The sequence below is a fragment of the Pararhizobium sp. DWP3-4 genome (genome assembly GCF_049898205.1).
In the GTDB taxonomy this organism is placed as follows: domain Bacteria; phylum Pseudomonadota; class Alphaproteobacteria; order Rhizobiales; family Rhizobiaceae; genus Pararhizobium.
Window position 1 is genome coordinate 1 of sequence record NZ_JAFCXF010000024.1, and the last position, 16,407, is coordinate 16,407.

14 protein-coding genes and 2 riboswitches are annotated in these 16,407 nt (G+C 60.4%); of the genes, 2 read left to right on the forward strand and 12 right to left on the reverse strand.

The genetic code is table 11. From position 1 onward, the window contains the following. Positions 1-136 precede the first annotated feature (136 nt). Positions 137-331: riboswitch (cobalamin riboswitch) on the reverse strand. Between the two features lie 42 nt (positions 332-373). The 3 genes from ACP7E6_RS28195 to ACP7E6_RS28205 all read right to left on the reverse strand — a co-directional run bounded on the left by ACP7E6_RS28195 (position 374) and on the right by ACP7E6_RS28205 (position 5,190). Further along, complete coding sequence (locus tag ACP7E6_RS28195; RefSeq protein WP_426233313.1) at positions 374-1,168, reverse strand: SDR family NAD(P)-dependent oxidoreductase; 795 nt, start codon at positions 1,166-1,168, stop codon at positions 374-376. Positions 1,169-1,306: 138 nt separating this feature from the next. Further along, entirely contained in the window at positions 1,307-3,844 is a 2,538-nt protein-coding gene (locus ACP7E6_RS28200) for an SH3 domain-containing protein (protein WP_426233315.1), read from the reverse strand. A gap of 212 nt (positions 3,845-4,056) precedes the next feature. Further along, a complete protein-coding gene (locus ACP7E6_RS28205) occupies positions 4,057-5,190 on the reverse strand; it encodes a tetratricopeptide repeat protein (RefSeq protein ID WP_426233317.1) in 1,134 nt (377 codons plus the stop codon). A gap of 70 nt (positions 5,191-5,260) precedes the next feature. Here ACP7E6_RS28205 and ACP7E6_RS28210 point away from each other — a divergent pair, with 70 nt between their 5' ends. Then, entirely contained in the window at positions 5,261-5,791 is a 531-nt protein-coding gene (locus tag ACP7E6_RS28210) for a hypothetical protein (RefSeq protein ID WP_426233319.1), read from the forward strand. 223 nt (positions 5,792-6,014) lie between these two features. On the opposite strand, the gene ACP7E6_RS28215 is transcribed toward ACP7E6_RS28210, so the two are convergent. The 6 genes from ACP7E6_RS28215 to ACP7E6_RS28240 all read right to left on the reverse strand — a co-directional run bounded on the left by ACP7E6_RS28215 (position 6,015) and on the right by ACP7E6_RS28240 (position 12,463). Next, a complete protein-coding gene (locus ACP7E6_RS28215; protein ID WP_426233321.1) occupies positions 6,015-6,284 on the reverse strand; it encodes a hypothetical protein in 270 nt (89 codons plus the stop codon). A gap of 214 nt (positions 6,285-6,498) precedes the next feature. Then, entirely contained in the window at positions 6,499-7,473 is a 975-nt protein-coding gene (gene nrdF, locus ACP7E6_RS28220) for a class 1b ribonucleoside-diphosphate reductase subunit beta (protein ID WP_426233323.1), read from the reverse strand. A 181-nt stretch (positions 7,474-7,654) separates the two neighbouring features. After that, on the reverse strand, positions 7,655-9,808 hold the full coding sequence (gene nrdE, locus ACP7E6_RS28225; protein WP_426233324.1) for a class 1b ribonucleoside-diphosphate reductase subunit alpha: 2,154 nt from the start codon (positions 9,806-9,808) through the stop codon (positions 7,655-7,657). Beyond that, positions 9,778-10,194 carry a class Ib ribonucleoside-diphosphate reductase assembly flavoprotein NrdI gene (nrdI, locus tag ACP7E6_RS28230; RefSeq protein WP_426233326.1) on the reverse strand — a complete coding sequence of 139 codons (417 nt, stop codon included), beginning with the start codon at positions 10,192-10,194 and terminating at the stop codon, positions 9,778-9,780. Before nrdI ends, nrdE begins: the two co-directional genes overlap by 31 nt. Positions 10,195-10,222: 28 nt before the next feature. After that, a complete protein-coding gene (gene nrdH / locus ACP7E6_RS28235; RefSeq protein ID WP_113243906.1) occupies positions 10,223-10,444 on the reverse strand; it encodes a glutaredoxin-like protein NrdH in 222 nt (73 codons plus the stop codon). A gap of 255 nt (positions 10,445-10,699) precedes the next feature. After that, positions 10,700-10,922: riboswitch (cobalamin riboswitch) on the reverse strand. 341 nt (positions 10,923-11,263) lie between these two features. After that, complete coding sequence (locus tag ACP7E6_RS28240; protein WP_426233328.1) at positions 11,264-12,463, reverse strand: multidrug effflux MFS transporter; 1,200 nt, start codon at positions 12,461-12,463, stop codon at positions 11,264-11,266. 234 nt (positions 12,464-12,697) lie between these two features. Here ACP7E6_RS28240 and ACP7E6_RS28245 point away from each other — a divergent pair, with 234 nt between their 5' ends. Then, on the forward strand, positions 12,698-13,354 hold the full coding sequence (locus ACP7E6_RS28245; RefSeq protein ID WP_426233330.1) for a TetR/AcrR family transcriptional regulator: 657 nt from the start codon (positions 12,698-12,700) through the stop codon (positions 13,352-13,354). Positions 13,355-13,363: 9 nt separating this feature from the next. On the opposite strand, the gene ACP7E6_RS28250 is transcribed toward ACP7E6_RS28245, so the two are convergent. Genes ACP7E6_RS28250 through ACP7E6_RS28260 form a run of 3 tightly spaced genes read right to left on the reverse strand, consistent with a single transcriptional unit; the run spans position 13,364 to position 16,303 of the window. Beyond that, the gene (locus tag ACP7E6_RS28250; RefSeq protein ID WP_426233332.1) at positions 13,364-14,101 is read right to left on the reverse strand and encodes an ATP-binding cassette domain-containing protein; all 738 of its coding nucleotides are present in this window, start codon (positions 14,099-14,101) and stop codon (positions 13,364-13,366) included. A gap of 10 nt (positions 14,102-14,111) precedes the next feature. After that, positions 14,112-15,311, reverse strand: a complete 1,200-nt coding sequence (locus tag ACP7E6_RS28255; RefSeq protein ID WP_426233334.1) for an alanine racemase — start codon at positions 15,309-15,311, stop codon at positions 14,112-14,114. 14 nt (positions 15,312-15,325) lie between these two features. Then, a complete protein-coding gene (locus ACP7E6_RS28260; RefSeq protein WP_426233336.1) occupies positions 15,326-16,303 on the reverse strand; it encodes an ABC transporter permease in 978 nt (325 codons plus the stop codon). Positions 16,304-16,407: the final 104 nt, after the last annotated feature.

Consider the following 16,407-nt stretch of genomic DNA (forward strand, 5'->3'; position numbering starts at 1 on the left):
GTCGCTTATCTTGCTTCCCAATGCTGACGTTCGACCAGCATCCCAAGAGGCGACGACTGTCGCGTCTCTAACTAGCCTATATGTCGCATTTCTAAAATGCCGCTACACGGACGGATTGCATAATCTATCTTATGGAACTTACTCGCATTAGACGCGATGTCCCGGAGGGCTCGCAGTGGCGTGGCGCTTTGAAAGCGCCGGTAGCGATCGGCAATCCGCTCACAGTTGCGGGGGCAGCCACGGTCTTGGTGCCTGTTGGGTCTTCCGCACCGTGTTCCCTATTAATCCCCTCGAAGTCATCCATCGGGGACCCGTCGATGTCACTTGGTCCGCGCATGGCGGCGGCGTCAACAACAGCCTCTCCCGTCCCGGCCTACGGCATCAACTGGCCGCCATTGACCTCGATGATCTGGCCGGTGACGTAGCCGGAGAGTGTGGGCGATGCGAGAAACAGATAGGCGCCGACGCACTCTTCCGGGGTGCCGACCCGCCCTTGCGGAACGGTCTTGCGCTGGGCGTCGAGCATTTCAGGGCTGGTATAGCGGTCGTGGAAGGGTGTTGCGATGACCCCGGGCGCGACAGCGTTGACGCGGATATCGTCGCCGGCAAACTCCTTGGCGTGGCCACGGGTAATCGTCGAGACGAAGCCTTTGGACGCTGCGTAGAGGATGGCACCGTTGCCACCGCCGTTGCGGGCGGCGATCGAAGTCGTGTTGATGATGAAGCCGCCCTGCTTCTTCAGCCACGGATGCGCGGCGCGGGTCGCAGCCAGCACGGAACGGGCATTGAGATCCATGACGCGCTCGTAATGCGCGTCGCTCATCTCGGCTGTTGCGACACGGCCGAGCATGCCGCCGGCATTGTTGATCAGCCCGTCGAGCCGGCCGAAATGACGGGCTGCCTCTTCGACCACACGTTCCGTCACGCCATCGGCAGAGACATCGCCTTGAACCAGAACGGCTTTGCCGCCCGTGCTTTCGACTTCCAAGAGGAGGTCGGCTGCCGCCTGCCTGCTCTCATTGTAGTGGATCGCGACACTGGCGCCCTGCGCAGAAAACGCACGGACAAGGGCCGCGCCGATACCGGTCGAGGCCCCCGTGATCAAGATCGTCTTGCCGTTGAGGTCGGCAATACCAACCCCATTCCATTGTCCCTGCAGGCCTGCCATTTCTCATCCTCGCGTGTCACGATACATGGCACGGAGAATAGCGTTTGAAACGCGATTGGCCAGTCCCGCTTGAAGGCGGTACGGACTGAAAGCAATACCGTCCGAAGGCGAACCTCCGGACGGTGGAGACATTGGCAGTCAGCGGCGGTGGAACCCGCCGCCTCCATGGAAACCGCCACCGCCGTGGAAGCCTCCGCCACCGTGGAAATTACCTCCACCATGGAAGCCACCACCACCGAAGCCGCCGCCGCGCTGGAAATCGCCGCCATCAAATCCACCCCGTGCCGGACCGCGGATCATGTCCTGCTGGAAGGCACGCTGATTGCCGATCTGACGTCCGGCACGGTCAAGGCCGAGATTGTCCGGCGCCACCGGCCGGACGCGATTGTTGTCGCGGTGGGCCAGAGGTTTGATGGCATCACGGTTCTGGCCGATTTTCTGCGCCGCATCCGGATGCTTGGCCGCGAAATTCTCGCCGTGCTGTTTCAGGTTGTCGGTCGATGGCTTCTGCACCGGGTCCCAGCCGTCCGGCGTATGCTTCTGCCACTGACCATTGTCGCGGCGGTAGACGTTGCCGTCACGGCCGGCATAGATGTCGCCGCCCTTGCCGGCTGCGACGAAACCATGATTGCCGTCGGAATTGCGCCAATGAACATTGCCGCCGGCCGCTGTCGTACCGCCGGCAATATGCGCGAAGTCCGAACCGTGCTTGACGTTGGCCGAGCCCCAGGAACCGTAGACATTGTGGCCGCCCCGCGCCATCACGCCGTTTCCGGTGCGCGGATTGTAGGCTGCAATGAAGCCACGCTCGCCAGCCGGACCTGAAACGGCACCGCCGCGAATATAGGTGCCGGTACGGGGATTATAGGCCGCCCCGCCCGCGATGCCGCGGTACGGACCATAGGCATAGCCGTAGCGTCCGAAGGTTCCGAAAGCCGGATTGTAGAATGCGCCGACGCCATAGCTCACAGGGCGCGGGTAGTATGGGACGTAACCGCCGCCTGCCCAGCCGTAATCCCAGTAGTCGTCATAGGCCCAGCCGGTACCGTAGACATAGGTGTCCCAGGCCAGATAGGCGCCGAGATACCCCATGGTGTAGCCGTACCAGACCGCATCCGGCTCGGTCTTGTAAACCCGCACATAGGTGACGTTGTAGACCGGCGAGGACGGCGGGATCTTGTAGATCTCATCCGGCACCGCCTTGGCGACTGCGAATGGGCCGGTGGGGCTGGCGCCCTCGAACCAGACACCATCCTTCAGGACGAAATATTTGTCGCCGACCTTGATGACCTGTTCGTTGGTATTGACCGCATAGGTGAGCGAGGTGCCGTCGATCGGTTCGAATTTCGGTTCGCCGCTATAAGAGACCTCGACCTTCACGGAACCATCGGTGGAGACACGCGCCGTTTGCGGAATGCTGGCCTTCAGCCGCGCTTCGGCATTTTCCGAGGTGCCCGGCACCGATGCACGCACCGCATAATAGGGCGCGTCATCCGGAATGTTCTGGAAATCGGCTGGCAGGTTCGGTGTGGCAAATGTCCAGGGACCGTCGAGCGATGCCGCGGAAAACCAGCGGCCGGACAACAGGACGTACCATTGCTTGCCCTTTTCATCAAAGAATACGTCGCCAGCGGCATTCGAGGCCCATTTCAGCGCGGTGCCCTTGACGGGCTCAAGCTTCGGTTTCCCCTCGAACTGGATCAGTTCGGCCGGCGCTTCCGAATAAACCACCTTCGGCAGTTTGTAGCCTTCCACCGCTGTCAGCGGGATGGCCGTACGTGGCGCCTTCCAGCTGTCGTCGTCGGGAAGCTTCGTCAATGCGTCTGGAAGTGCTGCCGCGATCTGCCAGTCGCCCGCCGGGTCCTTGGAGGTCAGCCAGGTCTTGTCATCGCGCAGATAATAGCTCTTGTCGGCATCGGCCTGAAACAGGTCCCAGTTGGTATTGACCGCGAAGGACAGACCCGTCACGCCCTTGACCGGAGCAAGCACGAGCTTGCCGTCCGTCTGCAGCAAGATCGCCGGCGTCTCGCTGATGAAGATCGGCGGCGGATCGGATTTAAGCCCCTTCACATCCTCCATGCGCTGATAATCGGCAAGGCTGGCGGTCAGCCGTTCTTCGGGATAGGTCAGATTGCCTGTCGGCATCAGCTTGCCGACCTCAAGCGACAGATCCGAAATCTGGCTCCGGTCCAGCGCCGAGAAATTGATCTCCGTGGCTTTGATATTGCTAAGGATAACGGTACCGGCTTCGGCATCGGACACCGTGTCGGCACTGACGCCGATGACGCCGAAGATCGGTTTTGCATCCTTGCTGGGTTTATATTCCGTGGCGATCAGCGCCGAGAGCGTGGAAAAATCCTTCCAGTCGGTGATCTGCGGCTGATAGAGCGTAATCTCGGCACCGCCGTCCGTCGTGTAGACCCTTGGCCAGCCCGGCCGGTCCGTCGCCGCGTCGGCCTGGTTGAGATACTTGCCGTTGACGAAACCCTGCTCACCCTTGACCGAAACCGCGCACCAGGCGCCGCTGTCGTCACACTCGCCGAGATCGACGGTGGTTCCCTCGACAAGCTGGCCGAGGCTACCAAACCCTGTGCCGGGGCCTGAGCGGAAGTTCACATTCGCCGTCGTGACCGCAGGTCCTGCCAGAGCGGAGCCGGCCGTCAAAGCGGCGGTCATTAACACAAAACCAAATCTCACCATCGTTCTCATCCTTGTCATGGGCATCCAGTGTCGTCGCGCAGCGGGCTGGACTCGCGCGGAAACGGCTTTGAAGCCTTGCACGGTGGCGCGCTGAAACAAGTACGTTACAGTTACTTTTGTGAAATCTGAGGGATATGGCAGTCGCGTCCTCGATACAGGCTGCACTATTCACCCTACGGACTGCGGCCTCAGGATTTCTGCGGCGTCGCTTTCATCACGCCGATTTCGAGCAGGTCGGTCATTTCGGGCGCGAAATAACGCGCGCTCATATTCTTGCGGAATGCGACGTCGAAATCGGCGCGGCCCGCTCCGAGGCTGGCGAGAGCCAATCGCGCGTCGTCCGTTCTGCCCAATTGCCCGGCGGCAGCGGCCTGAACCGCATGAGCCACATAGTCACCGGAAATCTTCAACTGTTTCGAGAGCGCCAGCGCATCTTCGAAACGGCCAAGCCGGTAAGCATCCAGAGCGCGGGTCAACAGACCGTCGGATGCGGAATTCTGGTCCATCCACGCTGACCGCACAGCGAGGCCAGTGCCCTCTTCCCAACGTCCAGCGGTAAAAAGATAGAGCCCCAGACGTGCGGCGATATCGCTGTTGTTGGGATTAAGGGCCATCGCAGCATACCCCGTCTGGATCGCCGCCTGCATCTGACCCGAGCGAAACTGGCTGGTCATCAACGCATATTTGCTGCGGTCGGAAAATGGCGAGAGCTTTACCGCATCGGCGGCCAATCTGTAGGCTCGGTCGGAGGCATCGGTCGGGGCCTCTATCGGGTCCTTTGCCAGCAGGACAATTGCCAGTTCCGCCTTGGCTCCGGCGTCATTGGGCGCAATGGCCAATGTTTGTTCCAGGCAGTTGCGGGCATCCGCCATCCCCGCTTCATCGCTTCGGTCGCCCGCCTTGATCGCTCTCAGGATGCAGCCGTTGCCAAGCGAGGGCGCGTCGAGTGCATGAAGTGTTTCAATGGTGTTGATGACGCCACGGGTCCCGACAAGCGTTCGTGCCAGCCGGTTCGCCAGGCTCTGGCTTGCAGGCACGGAAACCGGATCCGTCAGTGACGCATCCTCGATGCCGGACAGCAGGACCTCTCCGGTGGACGCATCCGTCACCTGCCACCAGGCAAAACCCTGGCTCCCCTTCCCATCGTATTTGAGAACGATACGGTAGTCTTCGGCCACCCGCTGGCCTCTGAGCGCCGATACGAGTTTTGGAGCAGTCCATTCGCCCAAAGACGCCGCCACCATATGATCGACGGTAGATGCGAAGGCGAACGGTATGAAATTGCGAGATTGCCACCGTGAGGTAATCCCGGATCTTTTCAATGTCCCGTTCCGACGTATCTCCGTCAGCACTCAACGCTAAGGAAATCAGCGGCTTCTGCCTCAAGGCATTTTGCTTCCAGGCGCCAAGACCTGTCGTCAGCGCATATGTGGCAATACCGATACCGACCATCAACCAGGCCAAAGCGAGCCGCGTATTGCCGCCCCAAAACCGCCGGCCCGAACCCTCCTCAACGCTCGCAGCCTGAGCCGGCAGATCCGGGGCTGGGGCTTCAGCCGGCAGGGGTGGCATGTCGTTGGGCACCATGCGGGTGAAGTCTGGAACATACCGGCCGCGGGGAAGATCAACGCGAATGCCGGTGTCGCTTCCGTGTGCATCGTAGTATTGCGTCAGTGCGGCACGCAGCCGCGTCGCTTCGATGCGCACGATCGGGTCAACCGAGGGATCGAAATTTGCTGGACGGCCGAACACATCGACCGCGATCGCATACGCCTTGATCGCCTCGGCCCTGCCCTCGAAGTATTCGGATGCGATGAAGCGGAGAAAATTTTTGTTGCGTTCGGGAGACTGAAAGCGAGTATCCGCCAGCAGCCGGTCAATCTCGGCCTGCGCCTCGGTCTGATCGATATGTTCGCAGAGTGATCGTTCGATTTGACGCTCGCTGCTCATACCTGCCCCCAAGCTTTCAACTTGAGGTCACATTAGCACACCGAATCGGCACAGCAGTCAAACGCTCTTTGCTGAAGAATCTCGGCCGTAAACGCTAAAAATTCCGTTGACTGTTTCAAAAGTGATAATTCGGCGTGGAAGTGCCCCACTTTGGAGCAGGCCAGAAAATCCATGCCAAACAAATAGATATGGCGGCTTATCGGCGCGGCTTGGTCTGCTCGGTCAGACAGATCTCGATCACTTCGCCTTCTATTTCGCTGCACAGCGTCTCGTATTCGCGGATGATCGCACGATCGACGTTGAGATCCTTCCTCAAGGAATCGAGCGTAGAGCTGGCATCGTGGAAAGCGTCGCAAAGAGTAAGCAGACCTGCATTCCGCACGCTGAGAAGCTGAAGCTGGCCGCGCAGGGCGGGCAACTTCAACATGAGCTTCCACAAACCCCTCTGCGCCGTGTCTGTCGGCATCGATCTAGTACCTGGTTTGGCCGGCGGATACATATCCTGTGCGTTTTACCTGCTGCGTTAAGGCATGCCTCAACGATCAGCCCGGATTATGTATCGCCTTTTTCAGATCGGTGGGGAGTACGTTACGGTTACAATTGCATCGGCGGGCATCGAGTGCCGGAGATGGATCGGCTCCGCCGAGGGCGGCAGCCGAAACGGTGAAGGGAAAATCCACTTAAAAATCCCAGTCGTCGTCCTCGGTCGCAACGGCCTTGCCGATGACATAGGATGAGCCGGAACCGGAGAAGAAGTCATGGTTCTCGTCGGCGTTCGGCGATAGCGCCGAGAGGATCGCGGGATTGACCTTGCAGGCCTCGGGCGGAAACAGTGCCTCATAGCCGAGGTTCATCAGCGCCTTGTTGGCGTTGTAGTGCAGGAATTTCTTCACGTCCTCGGTCAGCCCGACGCCGTCATAAAGCGTTTCCGTGTATTTGGCCTCATTGTCATAAAGCTCGAACAGGAGTTCATAGGCAAAGTCCTTGATCTCCTGCTGTTTTTGCGCGCTCAGCCGCTCCAGTCCTTTCTGGAACTTGTAGCCGATGTAGTAGCCGTGCACCGCCTCGTCGCGGATGATCAGGCGGATCATGTCGGCGGTGTTGGTGAGCTTCGCCCGGCTCGACCAGAACATCGGCAGGTAAAAACCGGAATAGAACAGAAAGCTCTCGAGGAAGACACTGGCGACCTTGCGCTTCAGCGGATCGGGATTGCGATAGTGTTCGAGGATGAGAGCCGACTTGCGCTGCAGGTGCTCGTTTTCCTCCGACCAGCGATAGGCGTCGTCGACATCGGGCGTCGAGCAGAGCGTCGAGAAGATCGAGGAATAGGAGCGGGCATGCACCGCTTCCATGAAGGAGATGTTGGAATAGACGGCCTCCTCATGCTGGGTGATCGCATCTTCCATCAGCTTTGGCGCGCCGATGCTGGTCTGGATGGTATCCAGCAGCGTCAAGCCGGTGAAGACGCGGATCGTCAGCTGCTGCTCTTCCGGCCGCAAGGTCGCCCAGGATGGGATGTCGTTGGAGAGTGGCACCTTTTCCGGAAGCCAGAAATTCCCTGTCAGCCGGTTCCAGACTTCGAGATCCTTGTCGTCCTCAATGCGGTTCCAGTTGATGGCGCGCACGCGTGAGGCGGGCTTGATGGCGATGTTCATGGGATATCTTTCCTCAACAAAATATTACAGGGCGCCTGGCCCCCTCACCCTGCCCTCTCCCCAAGGGGCGAGGGGAACCTCGCGCTAGCCGCTCGTCTCTTCTCCCCATCGGGGAGAAGGTGCCGGCAGGCGGATGAGGGGGTTCCGGGCTCAAGCGTGACTGAAACGGCAGTGCATCAAATCACAGACTGCACGACACGCAGCCCTGCACCTCGGTGCCGGACAACGCCATCTGGCGAAGGCGGATGTAGTAGATCGTCTTGATGCCCTTTTTCCAGGCATAGATCTGCGCCTTGTTGATATCGCGCGTCGTTGCCGTGTCGCGGAAGAACAGGGTCAGCGACAGGCCCTGATCGACGTGCTGGGTTGCTGCCGCATAGGTGTCGATGATCTTCTCAGGGCCGATCTCATAGGCGTCCTGGTAATAGTCGAGATTGTCGTTGGTCATGAACGGCGCAGGATAGTAGACGCGGCCGATCTTGCCCTCCTTGCGGATCTCGATCTTCGAGACGATGGGATGGATCGAGGAGGTCGAGTGGTTGATATAGGAGATCGAGCCCGTCGGCGGCACGGCCTGGAGGTTCTGGTTATAGAGGCCGCTCGTCATGACATCCGTCTTCAGGGCCAGCCAGTCTTCCTGCGTCGGGATGTGGATGCCAGCCGTCTTGAACAGTTCGGCGACACGCCCGGTCGCCGGCACCCATTCCTTCTCGGTGTATTTGTCGAAATAGTCGCCGGAAGCGTATTTTGATTTTTCGAAGCCCTTGAAGCTCGACCCGCGCTCGACGGCGATCCGGTTCGATGCCCGGATGGCGTGGTAGGTCACCGTGTAGAAATAGATGTTGGTGAAATCGACGCCTTCTTCCGAGCCGTAGTAAATGCGCTCGCGGGCGAGATAGCCGTGCAGGTTCATCTGGCCGAGACCGATGGCGTGGCTGTCGTCATTGCCCTTCTCGATCGACGGGACCGAGGAGATGTGGCTCATGTCGGACACGGCTGTCAGCGCCCGGATCGACGTTTCGATGGTCTTGCCGAAATCGGAACTGTCCATCGCCGCTGCGATATTCAGCGAGCCGAGATTGCAGGAAATGTCCTTGCCCATATGCTTGTAGGATAGGTCGTCATTATAGTCGCTGGCCTCGCTGACCTGCAGGATTTCCGAGCAGAGATTGCTCATGGTGATGCGGCCGGCGATCGGATTGGCCCGGTTCACCGTGTCTTCGAACATGATGTAGGGATAGCCGCTCTCGAACTGGATTTCGGCCAAAACCTGGAAGAATTCGCGGGCCTTGATCTTCTTCTTGGAAATGCGGGCATCGTCCGCCATCTCGCGGTACTTTTCCGTCACCGAGATTTCGGTGAACGGCACACCGTAGACGCGCTCCACGTCGTAGGGTGAAAACAGATACATGTCCTCGTTGTTCTTCGCCAGCTCGAAGGTGATATCGGGCACGACGACGCCGAGCGACAGCGTCTTGATGCGGATCTTCTCATCGGCATTTTCGCGCTTGGTATCGAGGAAGCGCATGATATCGGGGTGATGGGCGTTGAGATAGACGGCCCCTGCCCCCTGGCGGGCGCCAAGCTGGTTGGCATAGGAAAAACTGTCTTCCAGCAGCTTCATCACCGGAATGATACCGGACGACTGGTTTTCGATCTGCTTGATCGGGGCGCCGGCCTCGCGGATATTGGTCAGCGACAGGGCAACGCCGCCGCCGCGCTTGGACAGTTGCAGCGCCGAATTGATGCCGCGCGCGATCGATTCCATATTGTCCTCGACACGCAGAAGGAAGCACGACACGAGCTCGCCGCGCTGCTTCTTGCCGGCATTGAGGAAGGTCGGCGTCGCAGGCTGGAAGCGGCCGGAAATGATCTCGTCGACCATGTCTCGCGCTGTCGCTTCGTTGCCCTGCGCCAGCGCCAGCGCCACCATGCAGATACGGTCCTCGTAGCGCTCGAGATAGCGTTTTCCGTCGAATGTCTTCAGCGTGTAGCTGGTGTAATACTTGAAGGCGCCGAGGAAGGTCGGGAAACGGAACTTCTTGGCATAAGCGTGATCATAGAGGTCGCGCACGAAGTTGAACGAATACTGGTCGAGAACCTCGCGCTCGTAATAGCCCTCGGTCACCAGATAATCGAGTTTCTCCCGCAGATTATGGAAGAACACGGTGTTCTGGTTGACGTGCTGGAGGAAATACTGCTTCGCCGCCAGCCGGTCCTTGTCCAGCTGGATCCTGCCCTCGTCGTCATAGAGGTTCAGCATCGCGTTCAGCGCGTGATAGTCAATCGCGGTTTCCGTCGCCTTCAAAGGGCGTTCGAGCGTTGAGACGTCCAAAATCGTTCCAATCCATTGATGACATTGGCGACGTCCTCGTCCGTACCCAGAAGCTCGAACCTGTAGAGGTACGGCACCCGGCATTTATCCGAGATGACATTGCCCGCGAGACCGAACGTCTCGCCGAAATTGCTGTTGCCGGCGGCGATCACGCCCCGGATGAGGGATCGGTTGCCCGCATTGTTGAGAAAGCGGATCACCTGCTTGGGAACGGCGCCCCTGCCGTCATCGCCGCAATAGGTCGGCAAAATGAGGACGAAGGGCTCGCGCACGTCGGGCGTTTCGGCGCTGGTGCTGACGGGAATGCGGGCCGATTTCAGGCCGAGCTTGGCGACGAAGCGATGGGTATTTTCCGACAGGCTGGAATAATAGACGATCAGGCCCATCGCTTGTCCATCCGCACTCAGGCCGCGCTCAGGACAGCGCGCTGATCTTGTCAGGACGGAATCCAGCCCAATGGTCCTGGCCGGCGATCACCACCGGAACCTGCTGGTATCCGAGGCCGATGACCTTCGCGAAGGCGTCCTCGTCCTTGGAAATGTCGACGACCTGATAGTCGATGCCTTCACGATCGAGCGCACGATAGGTCGCTGTGCACTGGACGCAGGAAGGCTTGCTGTAGACGGTAATGTTCATGATGGTCCTCGTGGTCTGTGATGTTGCTGGCACACGAAAGGCTCCGAGCCGCTGCACGCGGATCCGATCGTGGGGTCTTGCATTGCGATACTTGCGGGAGGTTAGGCCTGTGCCGCCGATCCCGCATATCTTGGTCTGCGAATTCGATTGACTGACATGCCTTCACCCGGAGCCTTTTTGGCGGGCATCGGAAGAACGCAATCCAAAGCGGAATCATTCCGCTGCACATCACGCGACCTTCCGGGCACCCCGCCCGTGGACGTTTTGTTCAAGGCAGGTCTCCTGGCTTGCGGGTCGTGGCGTCCATTCCGTCTTCCCGAAGCCTGATGCTTCAGTGACTTGAAATGAAACAGACGCTCGCCGCTTACAGTTGCGGGGGCAGCTCCGGTTTTGCCCGGCCACAATGGCCAAGCGCACCGCATTCCCTCTTAGCCTCCCTACCTTGCGATTTGGAGGAACCTTTAACACTAGATATAGTATACGACAGGAAAATAACGTCAATGTGTAGACATCGGAAACATGCCTTGCGGTGCATATTTTTTGCGGCTTTGTGGATAATGGGGAGTTAATGCCCGCCACGGCAATCGGCTGTGGATAGTGGGGCAGCCGCCGGGGACAGCGGCCCCGGTTTCAGTTATGAGCCACGCGCGTGCCGCCGGGCGCCCGTCTGGACCGGCCGGGACCATGACGAGTTCGCCGCGCGCCGTCAGTTGCGGCTGCCCTCCAGCAATGTCTCCGACCAAAGCTCGACTGCGACCGTCACCAAACTCATGCCGGTCTCAACGATGTCTGCCACCACGTCGATGATCGAATCAACTATCACTCGGCAGCGGCAGCTGCACGGCGGCGGCCGATGGTGGCCTGGGTGAGCAGCAGCGCGCCGACGGCGCAGAGCGCGATGCCCATGGCCATCGGAACGGCCGTGCCGTCGAAGAACACCGAGGCGATCACCATGGCGACGGCGGCGGTGACGAAATGCAGCGTTCCCATCAGCGACGATGCCGTGCCTGCGATTTCGCCATGCTCCTCCAGCGCCAGCACAGCACTTGTCGGGATGACGAGGCCGAGGAAGCCGTAACCGACGAAGAGAAATGCGGCCATCACCGGCAGCTGATTGAAGCCGAGGCTCATGACGATGGCCATCGCCGCCATGGTCAGCGCGAAGGCTGCAACGGCGATGCGCATGACCCGAACGAGCCCAAACCGTTCGCCGAACCAGCCGGTCGCCTGCGATACCGCGAAGAACGACACGGCATTGATGGAGAAGGCAAAGCTGTATTGCGTCGGCGACAGGCCGTAATAGTCGATCAGCACGAAGGGCGAGTTGGCAAGATAGACGAGGAAGCTAGAAATGCCGAGGCCGCCGATGAAGGTCAGCGTCAGAAAATTCTTGTCCCTGAGCAGCAGGCCGTAGGCAGCCATGGCGCTGCGCAGGCCACTCCCGGCACGGTGCTCCCTCACGCGGGTTTCCTGCAATTGCGTCGCCAGCAGGATGAGGCCGATGAAGGCGGCGATCGTCACCGCCCAGAACACGCCGCGCCAGCCGTAGAACTCGATGACGGCACTGCCGGTCAGCGGCGCCAGGATCGGCGAGATGCTGAACACCAGCATCAACAGCGACATCAGCCGGGCGGCCTGCACGCCGGTATGCATGTCGCGAACGATGGCGCGCGGGATGACCATGCCGGCAGCTCCGCCGATCCCCTGCAGGAAGCGGAAGGCGATCAGCGTTTCGATATCGCTTGCCAATGCGCAGCCGATGCTGGCGAGCGCAAAGATGCCGATACCGATATAGAGCGGCGCCTTGCGGCCCCACATATCGGACAGGGGACCGTAGACCAGCTGCGCCACCGCAAAGGAGATGAAGAAGGCGAGCAGGCTCAGCTGTACGATATGGTTCTCGGCACCAAGATCCTGCCCGATCGAGGGCAGCGCCGGCAGGTACATGTCTATGGCAAACGGGCCGATGGCCGACAACAGGCCGAGGATGAGGGCAGTCCGGAAGAAGGAGGACGTCATGGGGGGCATCTTTCAGAAACGGCCGCACAAAACCGGGTCGGTCTGGCGCCGCGTTGCTCTCAGGAGTTTACCGTGATCGTTGCCAAGGGCGCGCGGTGCTTGAGAGGACGCCCACACGCTTGGCAAGCCGTGTCAATATTATTGGACAGAGCTGTAAAATTAGACACCATTGTCTAAAACGTCAAGAGGCATTATCTTCGGCCGATGAAAACCAATCATGACACAGTGCCGAAAATGTCCGTGCATAGCCAGCGCGGGCAATGTGCCAAGCGCAAGTCCATTCTGGAAGCCGCCGCCCAAGTCTTTTGCCGTCAAGGCTTTACCGGCGCCAGCATCGACGAGATCGCCGCCGAAGCCTGCGTCTCGCGTCAGACCGTCTACAACCACTATCGCGAAAAAGAGAACCTGTTCACCGCCGTGGTCGAGGACGTGATGGACCGGGCAAACGCCATGCTGTTCACCACTCTCTCAACCTTTCCCGAGAAGCCGGACAATCTCGAAGACGATCTCGTCGCCTTTGCCGTGCGCCTCAGCCACAATTGCATCTGCAACCAGGATGGAAAATTCCTGCGCAAGCTGGTCCAGTCCGAAGGCGAGCGTTATCCGCACCTGTTCGAAAGCTGGCGCCAGCATGGCCCTGGCAAGATCGGCACGGCACTGGCCGCACTTTTTGCGCGGCTTGCCCACAAGGGCCTTTTGCAGGCAGACGATTTCGACGTTGCGGCGCGTCAATTTCTGGCACTGGTCAATGCCGACCTGCAGATGAGCACGCTGTTTGGCGTCACGCCGACGGAAGCAGAACTGGACATTGCGGCCCGCAATGCCGTGCGGACATTCATGCGGGCCTATGGGCCAGCGCAGGCAAACACGCTGGCTGTCAAGACGGCGTAAGTCCCGGCGTCAGCTGACACCGGTGATCATCGAGACGATCTCGTTCTTGTTGGTCTCCGCAGTCCTGCGGATGCCGATCTGTTTGCCACGCCTCAGAACGCAGATCCGGTCCGACAGCTTGAACACCTGATCGAGGCTGTGGCTGATGATCAGCACGCCGATATTGCGCGACTTCAGCGATTGCACGATTTCCTCGACCTTCGCGGTTTCCGCGACCCCGAGCGCCGCCGTGGGTTCGTCGAGCAGGATCAGCTTCTTTGCCCAGCGGGTGGCCCGCGCAATCGCAACGCCCTGACGCTGGCCGCCGGACAGATCGCGGATCGTCGCGTGCGCCGAGGGGATGCGCACGTCGAGTTCCTTCACCAGCTTTTCCGTTTCCGAAATCATCGTCTTGCGATCGAGCAGGCCGATGCCGTTGGTGAGTTCGCGTCCGAGGAACATGTTCATATAGACCGTCTGCTGGTCGGCCAGCGCCAGATCCTGATAGACCACCTCGATGCCGTGCGAGCGGGCCATGGTGGCGCTGGACATCGCGACCGTCTCGCCCTCGATGGTGATCGTGCCGGAGGACGGGCCATAGACGCCGGAAACAATCTTGATCAGCGTCGATTTGCCGGCACCGTTATCGCCGACGAGGGCAACGATTTCGCCGGGATAGATATCGAGCGAAAAATTCTCGATGGCGACAACGGCGTCGAAATTCTTGCGGATGTCCTTGAGCTGCAGCACAGGGGCCTGAGTGTTCATGGTCATTCTCCTATACCGGCCAGGATTGAGGTTCGCCGAAACCGTTCTCGATGCTTTCGACCTTCGGCAAACCCTTGGATATTCCAGACACGCCGACGACATAGGCGCGGGTGACAAAGGCCTGCCCGCGGAACCCGAAGACGGCGGTGTCGCCGGGCTTCGGCGCCTTCGGTCCACCAGCATCGATCATCGCGTAATAGTCGATGGCCGATGGTGGCGGCACTTCGACACTGCGCAGCGACGATGCCGCGACCGTCGGCTCGTCAGAGACGATCGCCTTGACGTCATAGTCCGGAAAGATCGGGTCGATGTAGAAGCCGCCGCCGAAGCAATACGCCTTGCCGGCGGACAGATGAGAGACCTCGGTGAGGTAGCAGACGGCTGGAAGCTCGGGCAGGTCTTCCACGACATGCAGCGCCGTCGTGCCGTGCAGGCCGTTGCCGGGCTCGCATTGCGTCGCCCCGGCATCGGCCAAGCCCTGCAAGAGAACCGAGGATGTGGTGCCCGGCGCGTTGACCTCAATGCCGGTGCGCCCGGCCTTCGCCAGCGCCTCGGCAGCCTTGGTCAGCGTTGCCAGATTGTGCGTCGGCAAAACCTTGCGGCTCTTGTGGTCGAACAGCAGCGCCGGAAACGTGGTGATCCCGGCAAACCGTCCGCCATCCAGCGCGTCGAAAGCATCGGCCACATCAGCGACATCGGCCGCATCGAAGCCGCCTTCATGGCCGCGATAGAAAGTATCCCCTTCGGCCTTGATGCGGGCAAGCAGGTCCTGCACATAACCCGCCGCCCTGGCGCCTTCAGCGGCTTCATTCGCCTTTTCATCGTTGAAGACGGTCCAGTAGTCCGGGCGGAAGGCAGCGGCAGCGGCTTTGGCTTCATGGCGGGCAACCTGCTGCAGATGACCGAGATGGCCGACGCGGAGGCCTGCCCGGTGGGTGGCGCGGGCGCAGGCCATGTCGACCGCAACGGACCGGTCGATGCCGCCCCGCTGCACGGCCGCGCAGAATGAACTGGCGCGGCCGACCTGCTTGGTCATGGCAAATATCTTAAGGCCGAGCCGGTCGGCCTCTGTCTTCAGCACACCGGCATTGGCTTCGACGGCATCGAGATCCAGCACATAGGCATTGGCCGGGATCTTGCCCTGCCGGTGCAGCGCGATCGCGGCTTCAAGGAGTTTCGGGTTGCGGCGGCGCAGAACGTCGAGAAACATGGGGTATCCTTTCTTCAGCGCAGCTTTTCGCGCAGCGATACGGCGACTGCGGCGAGAATGATAAGACCACGGACGATCATCTGGTCGGACACGGAAAGCCCCATCAGGATCAGGCCGTTGTTGAGCATGCCCATCATCAGCGAGCCGACGAGCGCGCCGACGATCGAGCCTTTGCCACCGTTCAGGAGCGTGCCGCCGACGATGACCGCGGCAATCACCGTCATCAGGTCGGTTTCGCCCAGCGTATACTTTGCCGCCTGAAGACGGCCGGCATAGAGCAGACCGGCAAGACCGGCGAGCGCGCCGCTGATCACCAGCACGGCAAGCCGGATGCGCGGCACGGGAATGCCGGAGACGCTGGCAGCACGGGCGTTGTCGCCGGTCGCCAGTACATGAGCGCCGAACCGGGTTTCACGGAAGATCAGATGCCCGGCGGCGATGGCAATGACCGTCCACCAGACCAGCGAGGGAATGCCGAGCAGCGTACCGGAGCCGAAGAAGCCGGTGAACATGCTATCGGTGACGGGAATGGAGCGCAGGTTGGTGAGCGACCGGGCAACGCCGGCAAACAGCCCAAGCGTTGCCAGCGTCACCAGAAACGATGGCAACCGGACATAGGCGACCAAAAGGCCGTTGACCAGCCCAATGGCAACCCCTGCCCCGACCCCGGCAGCGATGCCGGCGATCATGCCATAGGCGTTCATCGTAACGGCGGCAGAGAGCGCTGCGACCGCGACGGTCGAACCGATCGAAAGGTCGATCTCGCCAGCCGACAGCACGAAGACCATGCCGATCGCCATGATCGTGATCGGCGCCGTCTGCAGCACGATGTTGGAGAGGTTGCGCACCGTCAGGAACCCGCTGTCCTTCAGCACGATGGCGAAGAACAGGAAGATCGCCAGAAAGCCGACATAGACGACATATTGCTGGATATTGATGCGGCTGATCATGCTCATCGCCGGTTTGGCGGCATTGCTTGGGGCGCTGGACATAGCGGTTCCTCCGAAGAGCGGGGGTATGGGCGGGAACCCGTGGCTCCCGCAGGGCAGCGGCACGCTTCATGTGAAGCCGCTGCGACGATTTCAATCTGCGCCGG

What these genes read in the sequence shown, in the direction of transcription:
- ACP7E6_RS28195 (WP_426233313.1), bottom strand. Translation starts at nt 1,168, where the DNA reads ATGGCAGGCCTGCAGGGACAATGGAATGGGGTTGGTATTGCCGACCTC.
- ACP7E6_RS28200 (WP_426233315.1), bottom strand. Translation starts at nt 3,844, where the DNA reads ATGACCGCCGCTTTGACGGCCGGCTCCGCTCTGGCAGGACCTGCGGTC.
- ACP7E6_RS28215 (WP_426233321.1), bottom strand. Translation starts at nt 6,284, where the DNA reads ATGCCGACAGACACGGCGCAGAGGGGTTTGTGGAAGCTCATGTTGAAG.
- nrdF (WP_426233323.1), bottom strand. Translation starts at nt 7,473, where the DNA reads ATGAACATCGCCATCAAGCCCGCCTCACGCGTGCGCGCCATCAACTGG.
- nrdI (WP_426233326.1), bottom strand. Translation starts at nt 10,194, where the DNA reads ATGGGCCTGATCGTCTATTATTCCAGCCTGTCGGAAAATACCCATCGC.
- nrdH (WP_113243906.1), bottom strand. Translation starts at nt 10,444, where the DNA reads ATGAACATTACCGTCTACAGCAAGCCTTCCTGCGTCCAGTGCACAGCG.
- ACP7E6_RS28240 (WP_426233328.1), bottom strand. Translation starts at nt 12,463, where the DNA reads ATGACGTCCTCCTTCTTCCGGACTGCCCTCATCCTCGGCCTGTTGTCG.
- ACP7E6_RS28245 (WP_426233330.1), top strand. Translation starts at nt 12,698, where the DNA reads ATGTCCGTGCATAGCCAGCGCGGGCAATGTGCCAAGCGCAAGTCCATT.
- ACP7E6_RS28250 (WP_426233332.1), bottom strand. Translation starts at nt 14,101, where the DNA reads ATGAACACTCAGGCCCCTGTGCTGCAGCTCAAGGACATCCGCAAGAAT.
- ACP7E6_RS28255 (WP_426233334.1), bottom strand. Translation starts at nt 15,311, where the DNA reads ATGTTTCTCGACGTTCTGCGCCGCCGCAACCCGAAACTCCTTGAAGCC.
- ACP7E6_RS28260 (WP_426233336.1), bottom strand. Translation starts at nt 16,303, where the DNA reads ATGTCCAGCGCCCCAAGCAATGCCGCCAAACCGGCGATGAGCATGATC.